This window comes from Pseudomonas sp. CF161 (genome assembly GCF_000416215.1).
In the GTDB taxonomy this organism is placed as follows: Bacteria; Pseudomonadota; Gammaproteobacteria; order Pseudomonadales; family Pseudomonadaceae; genus Aquipseudomonas.
The window spans coordinates 129074-143762 of record NZ_ATLP01000033.1 but is presented as its reverse complement, the minus strand read 5'-3'; the positions used below and the strand labels follow the sequence as shown (position 1 = coordinate 143762).

General features: G+C 64.3%; 9 protein-coding genes. All 9 read right to left on the bottom strand.

Features of this window, described 5'->3' with window-relative positions:
• Window positions 1–7: 7 nt before the first annotated feature.
• Window positions 8–2545, bottom strand: coding sequence for a PAS domain-containing protein (locus CF161_RS03460; RefSeq protein WP_020295172.1), 2538 nt, complete (start codon window positions 2543–2545; stop codon window positions 8–10).
• Window positions 2546–2832: 287 nt separating this feature from the next.
• A complete protein-coding gene (locus CF161_RS03455) occupies window positions 2833–4788 on the bottom strand; it encodes an acetoacetate--CoA ligase (protein WP_020295171.1) in 1956 nt (651 codons plus the stop codon).
• Between the two features lie 210 nt (window positions 4789–4998).
• Window positions 4999–5772 (bottom strand): 3-hydroxybutyrate dehydrogenase, encoded by a 774-nt coding sequence (gene hbdH, locus CF161_RS03450; RefSeq protein ID WP_020295170.1) that lies wholly within the window; start codon window positions 5770–5772, stop codon window positions 4999–5001.
• A 7-nt stretch (window positions 5773–5779) separates the two neighbouring features.
• Window positions 5780–7171 carry a GntP family permease gene (locus CF161_RS03445; RefSeq protein WP_020295169.1) on the bottom strand — a complete coding sequence of 464 codons (1392 nt, stop codon included), beginning with the start codon at window positions 7169–7171 and terminating at the stop codon, window positions 5780–5782.
• A gap of 319 nt (window positions 7172–7490) precedes the next feature.
• Window positions 7491–8909: a sigma-54-dependent Fis family transcriptional regulator gene (locus tag CF161_RS03440; protein ID WP_020295168.1), complete on the bottom strand. Its 1419-nt coding sequence runs from the start codon at window positions 8907–8909 to the stop codon at window positions 7491–7493.
• A gap of 103 nt (window positions 8910–9012) precedes the next feature.
• Window positions 9013–10587, bottom strand: coding sequence for an ABC transporter ATP-binding protein (locus CF161_RS03435; protein WP_020295167.1), 1575 nt, complete (start codon window positions 10585–10587; stop codon window positions 9013–9015).
• A gap of 53 nt (window positions 10588–10640) precedes the next feature.
• Window positions 10641–11663, bottom strand: a complete 1023-nt coding sequence (locus tag CF161_RS03430) for an ABC transporter permease (RefSeq protein ID WP_020295166.1) — start codon at window positions 11661–11663, stop codon at window positions 10641–10643.
• On the bottom strand, window positions 11663–12724 hold the full coding sequence (locus CF161_RS03425) for a microcin C ABC transporter permease YejB (protein ID WP_020295165.1): 1062 nt from the start codon (window positions 12722–12724) through the stop codon (window positions 11663–11665). The genes CF161_RS03430 and CF161_RS03425 overlap by 1 nt, the downstream gene beginning before the upstream one ends.
• A complete protein-coding gene (locus CF161_RS03420; RefSeq protein WP_020295164.1) occupies window positions 12724–14592 on the bottom strand; it encodes an extracellular solute-binding protein in 1869 nt (622 codons plus the stop codon). The genes CF161_RS03425 and CF161_RS03420 overlap by 1 nt, the downstream gene beginning before the upstream one ends.
• Window positions 14593–14689 lie beyond the last annotated feature (97 nt).

Here is a 14689-nt window from a genome sequence, read left to right as displayed (position 1 = left end):
CCTGAAATCAACCAGGCTGACTGATCATCTGGCGAATCTTCTGGGCCAGGTCGTCGATGGAAAACGGCTTGGCCATCAGGTCCATGCCGGCTTCGAGAAAGCCCTGGCGTTCGGCGGCCTTTTCCGCGTAACCGGTCATGAACAGCACCTTGAGCTGCGGCCGCTGTTGCCGGGCGATCTCCGCCAGCTGGCGGCCGTTCATCCCCGGCAGGCCGACGTCGGTCACCAGCAGGTCAACGCGGATCGGCGACTCCAGCAGCGGCAGCGCGCTTTTGGCGTCTTCGGCCTCGAACGCGGTGTAGCCCAGTTCCCCGAGCACATTGAGTACCAGCATGCGCACCGCCGGGTCGTCCTCGACCACCACCACGGTTTCGCCGGCCATGGCGCAGGGTGCCTCGCCGGTGCCGTCGGGTATGGGTTTTTCCTCGGGGGCGGCATACAGCCGGGGCAGGTACAGGCGCACGCTGGTGCCCTGGTTGGGTTCGCTGGTGATGGTCACGTGGCCGCCGGACTGCTGGGCAAAACCATAGATCATCGACAGCCCCAGGCCCGTGCCCTGGCCAATGGGTTTGGTGGTGAAAAACGGATCGAACGCCTTGGCCAGCACCCGCGGGCTCATGCCGGCCCCGTTGTCGCGGACGCCGAGCATCACGTAGTCGCCGGCCTTGACCGGTTCCAGGGTGCGGATGTCACTGCCGTCGAGGTAGCTGTTGGCGGTTTCGATCAGCAGTTCGCCGCCGTGGGGCATGGCGTCGCGGGCGTTGATCACCAGGTTGAGCAGGGCGTTTTCCAGTTGGCTGGCATCGGTGTTGACCGGCCACACACCTTCGCCCAGCGCCAGCTTGAGCTCGATGTGCTCGCCCTTGGTGTGGATGAACAGCTCTTGCAGGGACTGCACCAGCTGGTTCGGGTCCAGGGGCTGGCGGTCCAGGGACTGGCGGCGGGAGAACGCCAGCAAGCGATGGGTGAGGGCGGCGGCGCGCTTGGCCGAGGACACCGCGGCTTCGGTAAAACGGCCGATCTCGGCGCTGCGGCCGTTGTCGATATAGCGCTGCATCAGGTCGAGGCTGCCGATGATGCCGGTCAGCATATTGTTGAAGTCATGGGCGATGCCGCCGGTGAGCTGGCCCACGGCTTCCATCTTCTGCGCGTGGCGCAACGCTTCTTCGGCGCGCTCGCGTTCGAACATCTCGCTCTGCAAGCGCTGGTTGGCGGTGGCCAGGGCCTGGGTGCGTTGGTTGACCCGCTCTTCAAGGGTCTCGTTGAGGTTGCGCAGGGCCTCTTCGGTTTGCCGGCGCTCGGTCTCGTCGATCACGAAAATATAAAAGCCGTTGACCGCCCCGTCGGCGCTGTAGCGCGGCAGGTATTTCATCAGTGCATGCCGTGGGCGGCCGTCGCGATGGGGCGAGTCGGCCTCGAAGCTGCAGGGGGTGCCCGCCAGCGCGGCGCTGATCTGCTCGACGCGGGTGGCGTAGATCTCGTCGCCGATCACCTCGCGGATGCTCTTGCCGTATAGCTCTTGCGGGGTCAGGCCGTACCAGTCGAGGTAGGCGCTGTTGTTCAGGCGAAAGCGCTCATCGCGGTCGACGTAGCCGATCAGCACCGGCATGGCATTGATGATCAGTTGCAGCTCGGTCTGGCTCTGGCGCAGCGCCTGTTCCATCTGCTTGCGTTCGGTAAGGTCCAGGGCAGCACCCAGAAAACGCGTCGGCCGCCCGTGGTGGTCCTTGTAGCAACGGCCCCGGGCAAACACCCAGCGCACCTGGCCGTCGGCCAGTTGCAGGCGGTATTCCTCGGCGTATTCGGTGCCATGGGTGATGCAGTGCTTGATGCTGCGCGCCACCATGCCACGGTCTTCGGGGTGCACGCCGTTGAGGTAGTCGCTGATGGGCAGTTGCCCGGCCTGCAACGGATCGATGCTGTGCAGCTGGGCGAAGTGCGCATCGGCGATAAAGCGGTCGTCGCCGATGTTCCAGTCCCAGGTGCCCACCGCATCGGTGGCGGCCAGGGCCAGTTGCAGGCGCTCTTCGGTTTCGTGCTGGGCCTTGAGGCTGGCCTCGGAGCGCTGCTTGAGTTCGAGGGCGATGCGCCGCCGTTCGCTGGTTTCGATGGCGGTAATCAGCACCCCGGCCACTTCGCCACGCTCGTCGCGGATCGGGCTGTAGGTCAGGTCGAGCCACAGGTCGGATTCGCGACCGCCGTTTTGCAGGGTAAAGCGTTGTTCATTGAAGCTGCGCACCTGGCCCTTGAGCACGGCGCTGTAGATGGGGGCGGTGAACTCCTTGAGTTCCGGCCAGGCCAGGTCCACCGGTTTGCCGAAGGCCTGGGGGTGCTTGTTGCCCGCCAGCAGGGCAAAGCCGTCGTTGTAGATTTGCGTCAGTTGTTCGCCCCACAACAGCATCATCGGCATCGGCGAGTGGATCACGATGTCCACGGCGGTGCGCAGGCTTTGCGGCCATTGGCCGGCTGCCCCCAGGGGGGTGGTGGTCCAGTCCAGCCGAGCAATCAGGGTTTCGGCTTCGCGGGCATTGGGGGAGACGTTCATGTCGAGGGTCCTGGGTGAAGCTCGATTCTAGAGCCGCGTCAGCAGAGGCATGCAAGCAGTAGACGGCTGGCACTTCAAAAAGTCCCATGCTTGGGGATTTCTATTCAAACGGAGGGGCTCGGCGCCGGTGAGTGGCGTATTTCACTCGTTTTTGCCACGGATGACCAGTCTAGACAGGTTGCGGGGCATGACGACACCGGCAGAAGGCGTTTTTTGCGCGGGTTCAGGCGGCTCGGGCCAGGAGGGGGCACCTCTCTGGCCCGGCGGTTATCGATGGGCGATCGGGGTCAGGTGGCGAGTTCCGCGCGGTCGCGAAACTGCTCCAGGGCCTCGGGGTTGGCCAGGGCATCGGTGTTTTTCACCGGCATGCCGTGCACCACGTTGCGCACGGCCAACTCGACGATCTTGCCGCTGATGGTGCGCGGAATGTCGCTGACCTGGAGGATCTTCGCCGGCACATGGCGCGGTGTGGTGTTGGCGCGGATCACCTGGCGGATCTGCTCTTGCAGCGCTGCATCGAGCTGCACGCCGTCCTGCAGGCGCACAAACAGCACCACCCGCACGTCGCCGTCCCACTGCTGGCCGATGGCCAGGCTTTCGCTGACCTGCTGCACTTTTTCCACTTGGCGGTAGATCTCCGCCGTGCCGATGCGCACGCCGCCGGGGTTGAGCACCGCATCCGAGCGGCCATGAATCAGCCAGCTGCCGTGGGCCAGTTGTTCGGCGTAGTCGCCCTGGGCCCAGACCCCGGGGAACTGGCTGAAATACGAGGCCCGCAGTTTTTCCTGCTGCGGGTCGTTCCACAAGCCGATGGGCATCGCCGGGAAGTGGCGGGTGCAGACCAGCTCGCCCTTTTCGCCGATCACCGGCTGGCCCTGGTCATTCCACACTTCGATGGCCATGCCCAGGCTCTTGCCTTGCATTTCGCCACGGCGCACCGGCTGCAACGGGTTGCCGATGACAAAGCAGGACACGATATCGGTGCCACCCGACATCGAGGCCAGGCACAGCTCCTGTTTCAGTTCGCGGTACACGTAGTCGTAGCTGTGCGGCGACAGCGGCGAGCCGGTGCAGAGCAGGGTCTTGAGGCTGCCCAGGTCATGGCTGAGGCGCGGTTGCAGGCCGGCCTTTTCCAGGGCCGCGAGGTATTTGGGGCTGGTGCCGAACACGCTGATGGCTTCCTGGTCGACCAGGTCCAGCAGGTGCTCGGGGCCGGGGTGGAACGGCGAGCCGTCATACAACACCAGGCTTGCACCCACCGCCAGGGCCGAGACCAGCCAGTTCCACATCATCCAGCCGCAGGTGGTGTAGTAGAACAGCACGTCGCCGGGGCCCAGGTCGGTGTTCAGGCCGTGCTCCTTGGCGTGTTGCAGGAGCACGCCGCCGGTGCTGTGGACGATGCACTTGGGCACGCCGGTGGTGCCGCTGGAATAGAGGATGTACAGCGGATGGGCGAAAGGCACGGCGACGAATTCAGGCGTGCCGCCGGGGCGGTAGAAGCTGTCCCATAGCGCGACCTTGGCCGGGGTGTGGAAGTCGTCGACCCGGGCTTCGGGGCGCGCGTAGGGCACGATGATCAGCTGTTGCAGGGACGGCAGGCGTTCGAGGATCTCGTTGAGTTTGGCGCTCTGGTCGATGTCCTTGCCGGCGTAGCGGTAACCGGCGCAGGTGATCAGCACCTTGGGTTCTATCTGGCCAAAGCGGTCGATCACGCCCTGGGTGCCGAAGTCCGGCGAGGAGCAGGACCAGATCGCCCCGAGGCTGGTGGTGGCCAGCATGCCGACCAGGGTCTGCCAGGTGTTGGGCATGCACGCCGCCACCCGGTCGCCCAGGCCCACGCCGGCCGCGCGCAGGCTCTGTTGCAGGCCGGCGACATGGGCCGCCAGCTCGGCGAAGGTCAGTTGTTCGCGTTGGCCGTTCTCGTTGATCGCCACCACGGCGACCCCGTTATCCCGGCGCCTGAGCAGGTGTTCGGCAAAGTTCAGGGTGGCCCCGGGAAACCACTCGGCGCTGGGCATCTGCGGGCCTTCGCGCAGCACGCACTCGGGCGGCTGCTCAAAGCGCACCTCAAAGAAATCGACAATCGCCTGCCAGAAGTCCTGGCGCTGGTCGATGCTCCACTGGTGCAGGGACGGGTAGTCGTCGAGGGTCAGGTGGTGGCGTTGATTGATCAAGCGGCGAAAGGCGTCGATGCGCGTCTTGCCGATGCGCTCGGCGCTGGGTTGCCAGAGAATGTCGGACATGCAAGGCCTCTATTTCTTCTTATGTGGGGTGGGGCTGTGTCGCTGTTTGTGGCGAGGGAGCTTGCTCCCGCTGGGGCGCGTAGCGGCCCCAAAAAGGCGACGGCTACGCCCCGGAGCGTCGGCCGGCCCCACGGGAGCAAGCTCCCTCGCCACAGGTGATGTTTCGTTCGCTCTAGCGCTTAACTGATCGGCATTAGGGCATGGGCAGTGTTACTGCGCCAGCCACCCGCCATCGATGTTCCACGCCGCGCCGCGCACCTGGCTGCCGGCTTCGCTGCATAAAAATAGCACCAACTCACCCAGGTGAGCCGGGGTCACGAACTCCAGGGACGGCTGTTTTTCTGCCAGCAGGTCATGCTGCGCCTGTTGCGGATCGACGCCGCTGGCAGCGCGGTCGTCGATCTGTTTTTGCACCAGCGGGGTCAGCACCCACCCCGGGCAGATGGCGTTGCAGGTGACGTTGCTGGCGGCGGTTTCCAGGCCCACCACCTTGGTCAGGCCGATCACCCCGTGCTTGGCCGCGACATAGGCGGCCTTGCCCACCGAACCCACCTGGCCGTGCACCGAGGCAATGTTGATGATTCGCCCCCAGCCCTTGGCGCGCATCCCCGGCAACCCCAGGCGCGTGCTGTGGAACACCGACGACAGGTTGATGGCGATGATCGAGTCCCAGCGCTCCACCGGGAACTCTTCCACCGCCGCCACGTGCTGGATCCCGGCGTTGTTGACCAGGATGTCGACGCCGCCGAACTCACGCTCGGCGTAGGCGAACATCTCGGTGATCTGCGCCGGGTCGCTGACGTCCGCCGGGTGGTGCCCGACCCGGGTGCCGAACTGCGCCACCTCGGCGATGACCTTCGACGCATCGCCGAAGCCGTTGAGGATCAGGTTGGCCCCAGCCTTGGCCAGGCCCAGGGCAATCCCCAGGCCGATGCCGCTGGTGGAGCCGGTCACAAGGGCGGTCTTGCCGGAAAGAGTGGTCATCAATACCTCACACAATGCCTGTGGCGTAGAAAGTGGCGATCACGACAAACACCGCCAGCGTCTTGATCAGCGTAATGCAGAAAATGTCTTTGTAGGCTTCGCGGTGGGTCAGCCCGGTCACCGCCAGCAGGGTGATCACCGCGCCGTTGTGGGGCAGGGTGTCCATGCCGCCGCTGGCCATGGCGGCCACCCGGTGCAGCACTTCCAGGGGAATGTTGGCGGCGTGGGCGGCGCTGATAAAACTCTCGGACATGGCCGCCAGGGCGATGCTCATGCCGCCCGAGGCCGAACCGGTGATGCCGGCCAGCAGGGTCACGGTGATGGCTTCGTTGACCAGCGGGTTGGGGATGCTTTTCAGCCAGTCCGCCAGCACCAGGAAGCCCGGCAGGGAGGCGATCACCGCGCCAAAACCGTATTCCGACGCGGTATTCATCGCCGCCAGCAGCGCGCCGCTGACTGCGCTTTTGCTGCCTTCGGCGAGTTTGCTGCGAATCGCCGAGAAACCGAATGCCAGCACCATCAGGATGCCGATCAACAAGGCCGCCTGCACCGCCCAGATTGCCGTGAGCTTGGCGATCTCGGTGGTCACCGGCGCGGTCATGCCCGGCAGCGCCAGGCTGTGGGTCTTGCCGTACCACAGCGGGATCCAGTGGGTGAACAGCAGGTTCATGATGCCCACCATCAACAGCGGCGAGAGGGCGATCCAGGGGTTGGGCAGTTGGATATCTTCGGCGGTTTCCGGCTCGTTGCGCAGTTCGGTGCCGTAGCCTTCACCGGCCTTCTGCGCCTTGTTGCGCTGGCGCTGGAGGAACAGCATGCCGGCGCAGAACACGAAGATGGTGCCGATCACCCCCAGCCACGGCGCGGCCCAGGCGGTGGTGTTGAAGAAGGTGCTGGGGATGATGTTCTGGATCTGCGGCGTGCCGGGCAGGGCGTCCATGGTGAAGGAAAACGCGCCCAGGGCGATGGTCGCCGGGATCAGGCGCTTGGGGATGTTGCTCTGGCGGAACATCTCGGCGGCGAACGGGTAGACCGCAAACACCACCACAAACAGCGAAACGCCGCCGTAGGTCAGCAGGGCGCAGACCAGCACGATCACCAGCATGGCCTGGCGGGTGCCCAGCAGGCGGATGGCGGCGGCAACGATGGAGCGGGAAAAGCCCGACAGCTCGATCAGCTTGCCGAACACCGCGCCCAGCAGGAACACCGGGAAGTAGAGTTTGATAAAGCCGACCATCTTCTCCATGAACACCCCGGTAAAGGCGGGCGCCACGGCGGATGGGTCGGTGAGCAGCACCGCACCGAGGGCGGCAATGGGGGCAAACAGGATGACGCTGTAGCCACGGTAGGCCGCCAGCATCAGCAGCGCCAGGGCTGCCAGGGCAATGATCACACTCATGGTGTGTCTCTCCAGAATTGTTATTTTTGTGGGGTGTTGCGTGTGGAGAGGCGTATAGCGAGAACTGTGCCAGATATCTAACTTTATGAAAAATAAGGATATTTTTTATTTTATCACGGTTGTGGCTGCACTAATTCTCAAAATCGAGACGGCGTGGCGAGGGAGCTTGCTCCCGCTGGGGTGCGCAGCGCTCCCAAACCAGCCTCCGGGTTGGGTCAGCAATACCAAAGTTTTGGGGTTTTGGGCCGCGTTGCGGCCCAGCGGGAGCAAGCTCCCTAGCCACGGACTGAGTTGTCTCTATGTGGAGAGTTATGTCTCGTTATTGAGACTCGGCAATCCCCAGCGCCGCCATCTTCTTGTACAAGGTCGAGCGCCCCAACCCCAGGCGCCGGGCCGCTTCGTCTACCTTGCCGGCGCATTGCGCCAGGGTGCTGCTGATCAGTTGCCGATCGAACCGTTCCCGGGCGGCGGCGAAGGTTTCCTGGGGTTGCGCCTCGATCATCTGAGGGGCGGCATCCCGTGGCAGCGGGCTGAAACTGCCGATGGCCGCCCGAATATCCTCGGCATTGAGCATCAGCTTGTCGCTCAGCAGCGCCGCCCGTTCCAGCACATTGCGCAGCTCGCGAATATTGCCCGGCCAGCCATGCTGGCCCAGCAGGGCGAGCGCCTCGCGGTCCAGTTCATGCTGGCTGCGCAGTTCTTCGAGAATGCCTTCGCTCAGGGCCGGCAGGTCGTCCAGGCGCTCGCGCAGGGCGGGCACCTGGATCGGCAGCACATTGAGCCGGTAATAGAGGTCGGCGCGAAACTCGCCACGCTTGATGGCGGCCTCAAGGTCGGTGGAGGTGGCGGCGATGATTCGCACATCACTCTGGATCACCTCATTGGAGCCCACCGGTTCGAATTCCTTTTCCTGCAACACCCGCAGCAGCTTGCTTTGCAGGGGCAGGGGCATGTCGCCGATTTCATCGAGAAACAGGGTGCCGCCCTGGGCGATCTGCAATTTGCCGGAGCGGCCCTTGCGGTCGGCGCCAGTGAAGGCCCCGGGGGCGGTGCCGAAGAACTCCGCTTCCAGCAGGGCTTCGGGGATAGCCGCGCTGTTGATGCTGACAAAGGCCTTGTGCGCGCGCGGCGAGGCGGCGTGGATGGCCTGGGCCAGCAGCTCCTTGCCGGTGCCGGTTTCCCCCAGCAGCAACACCGGGGAGTCGGCGCTGGCGCTGCGGCGGGCGCGGCGCTTGACTTCGAGGCTGGCGGCGCTGGTGCCGATGAAGTGGGCGAAGTTGTACTTGGTCTGCCGCGAGCGCAGCAGGGAGCGGGTCGAGGCCAGTTCTTCCTGCATGCTCAGGTAGCGCTTGAGCATGGGTGACAAGCTGCGCAGCTCATCGAACAGGGCAAAGCCGATGGCGCCGATCACGCTGCCGGCGGCGTCATGGATCGGCAGCCGCATCACCACCAGCGGCTCCTTGGGGGTGTCTTGCATGTCCAGCAGGATCGGGCGCCCGGTGCGCACCACCTCCCGCAACAGGCTGCCGGGGATCACGCTTTCGCAGGCCTTGCCGATGGCGAAGGCGGCTGATTCCAGGCCAAAACGCCGGGCATAACGCTCGTTCATCCAGACGATATTGGCGTCGCGGTCGACGATCACCGTGCCCTCGCTGGACTGCTCGATGATCTCGAACAGCGAACGGATCGCCAACTGGCGCACCCGCTTATAGTCCTTGAGGTTTTCGCTGTCGTTCATGCTGGCATCCAGAAAATGTGCGCCCGGGATTATGCCCGATGATTCAAACCCTGTAGCCGCTGCCTCGTACCTCGGCAGCAGCTAGGTTGCGGCGTTACGGCAACTATCCAGGCTGCGCAGCGGCCAGCAGTTCTTGGGTGTACGGGTGCTGGGGAGCTTCGAACACCTCGTGGCTGGGGCCTTGCTCGACGACTTTGCCGTCCTTGATCACGATCATGTCGTGGGCCAGGGCGCGGACCACCGCCAGGTCGTGGCTGATAAACAGGTAGGTCAGGCCGTGTTTTTCCTGCAAGTGGCGCAGCAGCGCGACCACTTGCTTTTGCACCGTGCGGTCCAGGGCCGAGGTCGGTTCGTCGAGCAGGATCAGCGCCGGTTTCAGCACCAGGGCGCGGGCGATGGCGATGCGCTGGCGCTGGCCGCCGGAGAATTCATGGGGGTAGCGATGACGGCTGGCAGGGTCCAGGCCGACCTCCTGCAGCACCTGGATCACCTGCGCCTCGCATTGCCTGGCGGTCGACTGGCTGTGCACCTCCAGCCCTTCGCTGATGATCTGCGCCACCGACATCCGTGGGCTCAGGCTGCCAAATGGGTCCTGGAACACCACCTGCATCTGTTTGCGCCACGGCCGCAGTTGCTTCTGGGTCAGGCCCTCCAGCGCCTGGCCCTGGAAGCGAATGCCGCCCTGGGAATCCAGCAGCCGCAAAATCGCCTGGCCCAGGGTCGATTTGCCCGAGCCCGACTCGCCGACAATTCCCAGGGTCTTGCCCTGCTGCACGCTCAGGCTGATGCCATCCACCGCCCGCAGGTAGTGCTTGCGGCGCAGCAGGCCGCCACCGATCTGGAAGTCGACCCTCAGGTTGTCCACCTCCAGCACCGTTTCCCGAGCATCGAGGCACAGCGCTTCGCCCTCGGGTTCGGCGTTGAGCAGTTCGCAGCTGTAAGGGTGAGTCGGCGCGCTGAACAGGGTTTCGCAGTCGGCCTGTTCGACGATTTCCCCGGCCTTCATCACGCACACCCGCTGGGCGATGCGCCGCACCAGGTTGAGGTCGTGGCTGATCAGCAGCAGGGACATGCCCAGGCGCTGTTGCAGGGATTTGAGCAGCAGCAGGATCTTGCGCTGCACCGTCACATCGAGGGCGGTGGTGGGTTCGTCGGCGATCAGCAGTTCCGGCTCGCAGGCCAGGGCCATGGCGATCATCACCCGCTGGCGCTGGCCGCCGGAAAGCTGGTGCGGGTAGGCCTTGAGCCGCTCTTGGGGCTTCTGGATGCCCACCAGCTCCAGCAGTTCGAGGATCCGCGCCTGGGCCTGTTTGCCCCCCAGGCCCTTGTGCAGCAGCAGGGTTTCGCCGATCTGCTTTTCGATGCTGTGCAGCGGATTGAGGGAGGTCATGGGCTCTTGGAAGATCATCGCAATGCGATTGCCCCGCAGCTTTTGCAGGGTGGCAGGCTCGGCGCCCAGCAGCTCCTGGCCCCGGTAACGCACGCTGCCGGAGCTGCTGCAACCGGTCTGCGGCAGCAGTTGCAGGATCGAGTGCGCGGTCACCGACTTGCCCGAACCGGACTCGCCCACCAGGGCCAGGCACTCACCGGGGCGGATGTCCAGGCTCAGGTCGCGGACCACCGTCTGCTCGCCGAAGGCGACATTCAGGTGGCGGATTTCGATCAGGTTGTCAGTCATTGCTACAGTCCGCTTCATGAATGTGGATCAAGATCGGGGATCAAGATCGTGGATCAAGATCGGGGATCAAAGGCATCGCGCAACGCCTCGCCGATAAACACCAGCAGCGACAGAATCAGCGCCAGGGTGAAAAACGCCGTCAGCCCCAGCCACGGTGCCTGCAGGTTCTGCTTGCCCTGGCCGATCAGCTCGCCCAGGGACGCACTGCCGGCGGGCATGCCGAAGCCGAGGAAGTCCAGGGCGGTGAGGGTGGAAATGGCGCCGGTCAGGATAAAGGGCAGGTAGCTCAAGGTGGCGTTCATGGCGTTGGGCAGAATGTGCCGCACGATCACCTTGCGATCGGTCAGGCCCAGGGCTCGCGCCGCCTTGACGTACTCCAGGTTGCGCCCGCGCAGGAACTCGGCGCGCACCACGTCGACCAGGGCCAGCCAGGAGAACAGCGCCATGATCCCCAGCAGCCACCAGAAATTGGGCTCGACGAACCCCGAGAGGATGATCAGCAGGTACAGCACCGGCAGCCCCGACCAGACCTCCAGCAAACGCTGGCCCAACAGGTCGACCCAGCCCCCGTAATAGCCTTGCAGAGCGCCGGCGGCGATGCCGATCAGTGCGCTGATGGCGGTCAGGGCCAGGGCGAACAGGATCGACACCCGCGCGCCATAAATCACCCGCGCCAGCACATCGCGCGACTGGTCGTCGGTGCCCAGCCAATTCACCGCCGAGGGCGGGCTGGGGGCCGGCTGGGTCAGGTCGTAGTTGGGTGTGTCTTCACTGAACGGGATCGGCGGGAACAGCATCCAGCCGCCATCCTTGCGGATCAGTTGCTGCACGTAGTCGCTGCGGTAGTCGGCCTGGAACGGCAACTGGCCGCCGAATTCCTGTTCGGTGTAACGCTTGAACACCGGGAAGTACAACGAGCCCTGATAGCTGACCACCAGCGGCTTGTCGTTGGCGATCAGCTCGCCGCCCAGGGTCAGGATAAACAGGCCGATAAACAGCCACAGCGACCACCAGCCGCGGCGATTTTTCTTGAAGCGGTCGAAGCGCCGACGCGCCAAAGGAGAAAGCGTGAGCATCAGGCGTTCCTCGCGGCGAAGTCGATACGCGGGTCGACCAGGGTGTAGCACAGGTCGCCGATGAGTTTTATCAGCAGGCCGAACAGGGTGAAGATAAACAGCGAGCCGAACACCACCGGGTAATCCCGGGACACCGCCGCCTCGTAGCTCATGCGCCCCAGGCCATCGAGGGAGAAGATCACCTCGATCAGCAACGAGCCGGCGAAGAACACGCTGATAAAGGCCTGGGGAATGCCCGAGACCACCAGCAGCATGGCGTTGCGGAACACATGGCCGTACAGCACCCGGCGTTCGCTCAGGCCCTTGGCCCGGGCGGTGACCACGTACTGGCGGGTGATTTCGTTGAGGAACGAGTTTTTGGTGAGGATGGTCAGGGTGGCGAAACCGCCGATCACCAGGGAGGTCACCGGCAGCACCAGGTGCCAGAAGTAGTCGGCGACCTTGCCCGGGGTGCTCAGTTGCTCGAAGTTGTCCGAGACCAGGCCGCGCACCGGAAACCAGTTCAGCGAGGTGCCGCCGGCGAACAGCACGATCAGGAACATGGCGAACAGGAACGCCGGCATGGCATAGCCGATGATGATCGCGGTGCTGCTCCAGATATCAAACTGGCTGCCGTGGTGCACCGCCTTGCGAATCCCCAGGGGGATCGACACCAGGTAGGTGATCAGGGTTGCCCAGAGGCCGAGGGAGATGGTCACCGGCATTTTTTCCAGGATCAGGTCAGTGACCGTGGCGCCACGGAAGAAGCTCTTGCCGAAATCCAGGTGCGCGTAGTTCTTGAGCATCAGCCACAGGCGTTCGTGGGCCGGTTTGTCGAAGCCGTATTGCTTCTCGATGTCCTGGATCAGTTTCGGATCGAGGCCGCGACTGGCCCGGGAGCTGCCGCTGCTCATGTCGCCGGAACCGCCGACGCTGCCACCGCCGCCGATCCCCTGCATGCGTGCAATGGCCTGTTCCACCGGGCCGCCCGGCGCGGCCTGAATGATGACGAAATTCACCAGGAGGATGATCAGCAAGGTCGGAATGATCAGCAGCAGGCGCCGCAGAATGTAGCCCAGCATCAGTGACGTCCTCCGGATTTGCCACGGCGGATCAGCTCGGCGGCCATCTGTTCATTGGTCAGTGCGGTGCTGCTGACTTCCCACCAGCTTTCGATGGCTTCGTCGTTGCTGGCGGGCACTGCCGGGATACCGAAGCGGTTCCACCACACGGTGGAGGTTCCTGGCGGGTAGTAGTTGGGGATCCAGTAGTGGTTCCACTGCAGGACCCGGTCCAGGGCATGGGCGTAGCGCAGCATCTCCGGCTGGCTGGTGGCTTTCACCACGCCATTGACCAGGGTGTCGACCGCCGGATTCTTGAGCACCATGTAGTTGTTGGAGCCGGCATCCTTGGCCGCTGCCGAGCCGAAATAGTTGAACAGCTCCATGCCCGGCGACGTGGTCACCGGGTAGCCGGTGACGATCATGTCGTAGTCGCGGGCCATCAGGCGGTTGACGTATTGCGAGGGGTCGATGCGGCGAATGTTCAAGGTGATGCCGATCTGCGCCAGGTTGCGTTTGTAGGGCAGCAGCAGGCGTTCGATGGAGTTCTGGGTGATGAGGAAGGTGAAGCTCAGGGGCTCGCCGTCGGCGTTGACCAGGGTGTCGCCCTCGGCCTTCCACCCGGCCTGTTCGAGCAGGGCCAGGGCTTGCAGCTGTTTGTCGCGGATCACCCCGCTGCCATCGGTCTTGGGCGCTTCGAAGACCTGGGTGAAGACTTCATCGGGGATCTGCCCGCGCAGCGGCTCGAGGATTTTCAGTTCTTCGGCGTCCGGCAGGCTGCGGGCGGCGAGTGCGGTGTTGGAGAAGAAACTCTGCTGGCGGATGTACATGTTGCGCATCATCTGCCGGTTGCTCCATTCGTAGTCCCAGAGCATGGCCAGGGCCTGGCGGACGCGGCGGTCCTGGAACATCGGTTTGTCCAGGTTGAACACATAGCCCTGGGCTATTTGTGGCGCCGATTTTGCGAGGTGGGCCTTTTGCAGGCGGCCGTCCTTCAGGGGCGGGCTTTCGTAGCCGACGGAATAGCCGGTGGCGGAGAACTCGCGGTTGTAGTCGTAGGCGCCGCCGCGCAGGACCTGGCGCGCGACGTCGATGTCGCCGAAATACTCGACGCTGAAACGGTCGAAGTTGTACAGGCCGCGGCTCACCGGCAGGTCCTTGCCCCACCAGTCGGGGTTGCGGGCGAAGGTGATGCTGCGTCCGGAGTCGACCTTGTCGACCCGATACGGGCCGCTGCCCAGGGGGATGTCATAGCCGCCGCCGTTGGCGAAGTCGCGACTCTTCCACCAGTGTTCTGGGAACACCGGCAGGGTCGCGATATCCAGGGGCAGGGTGCGGTTTTCGTTGCTCTTGAAGTCGAATCGGATCACTCGCGGCGATTCCACCTCGACGTTTTTGACGTCCTCGAACTGGCTGCGGTAGCGCAGGCTGCCCTGGGTCATCAGCAGGTCGTAGCTGTAGCGCACGTCTTCGGCGGTGATCGGCGTGTTGTCGGCGAAGCGCGCCTTGGGGTTGAGGTAGAAGCGCAGCGACAGGCCGTCGTCGGCGCGCTCCATCTTCTCGGCCACCAGGCCATACACGGTGTAGGGCTCATCCAGCGAGCGCTGAGCCAGGGGCGAATAGACCATCCCGTCGAGCTGGGACACGCCGATGCCTTTGTCTATATAAGGCAGGACATGGTCGAAACGGCCGATCTCCACCGCCGAGCGGCGCATGCTGCCACCCTTGGGGGCTTGCGGATTGGCGTAGGCGAAGTGGCTGAAGCCTTCGGGGTACTTGGCCGGTTCGCCGTAGACGGTCAGGGCGTGTTGCGGTGCGGCACTGGCACCTGCGGCGCCCAGCATCAGCGTCAGGGCGGTGAACATCACGGTGGGGAAAAACAGTCGCATTGTCAGCCTTACCAGCCGGGTGATCGAAGAGCATGATTTGTACGCTAGCGGCGCCTCGCTTGCCAGCCGCAAGCCATCTCCCAAACACAACGGCCCA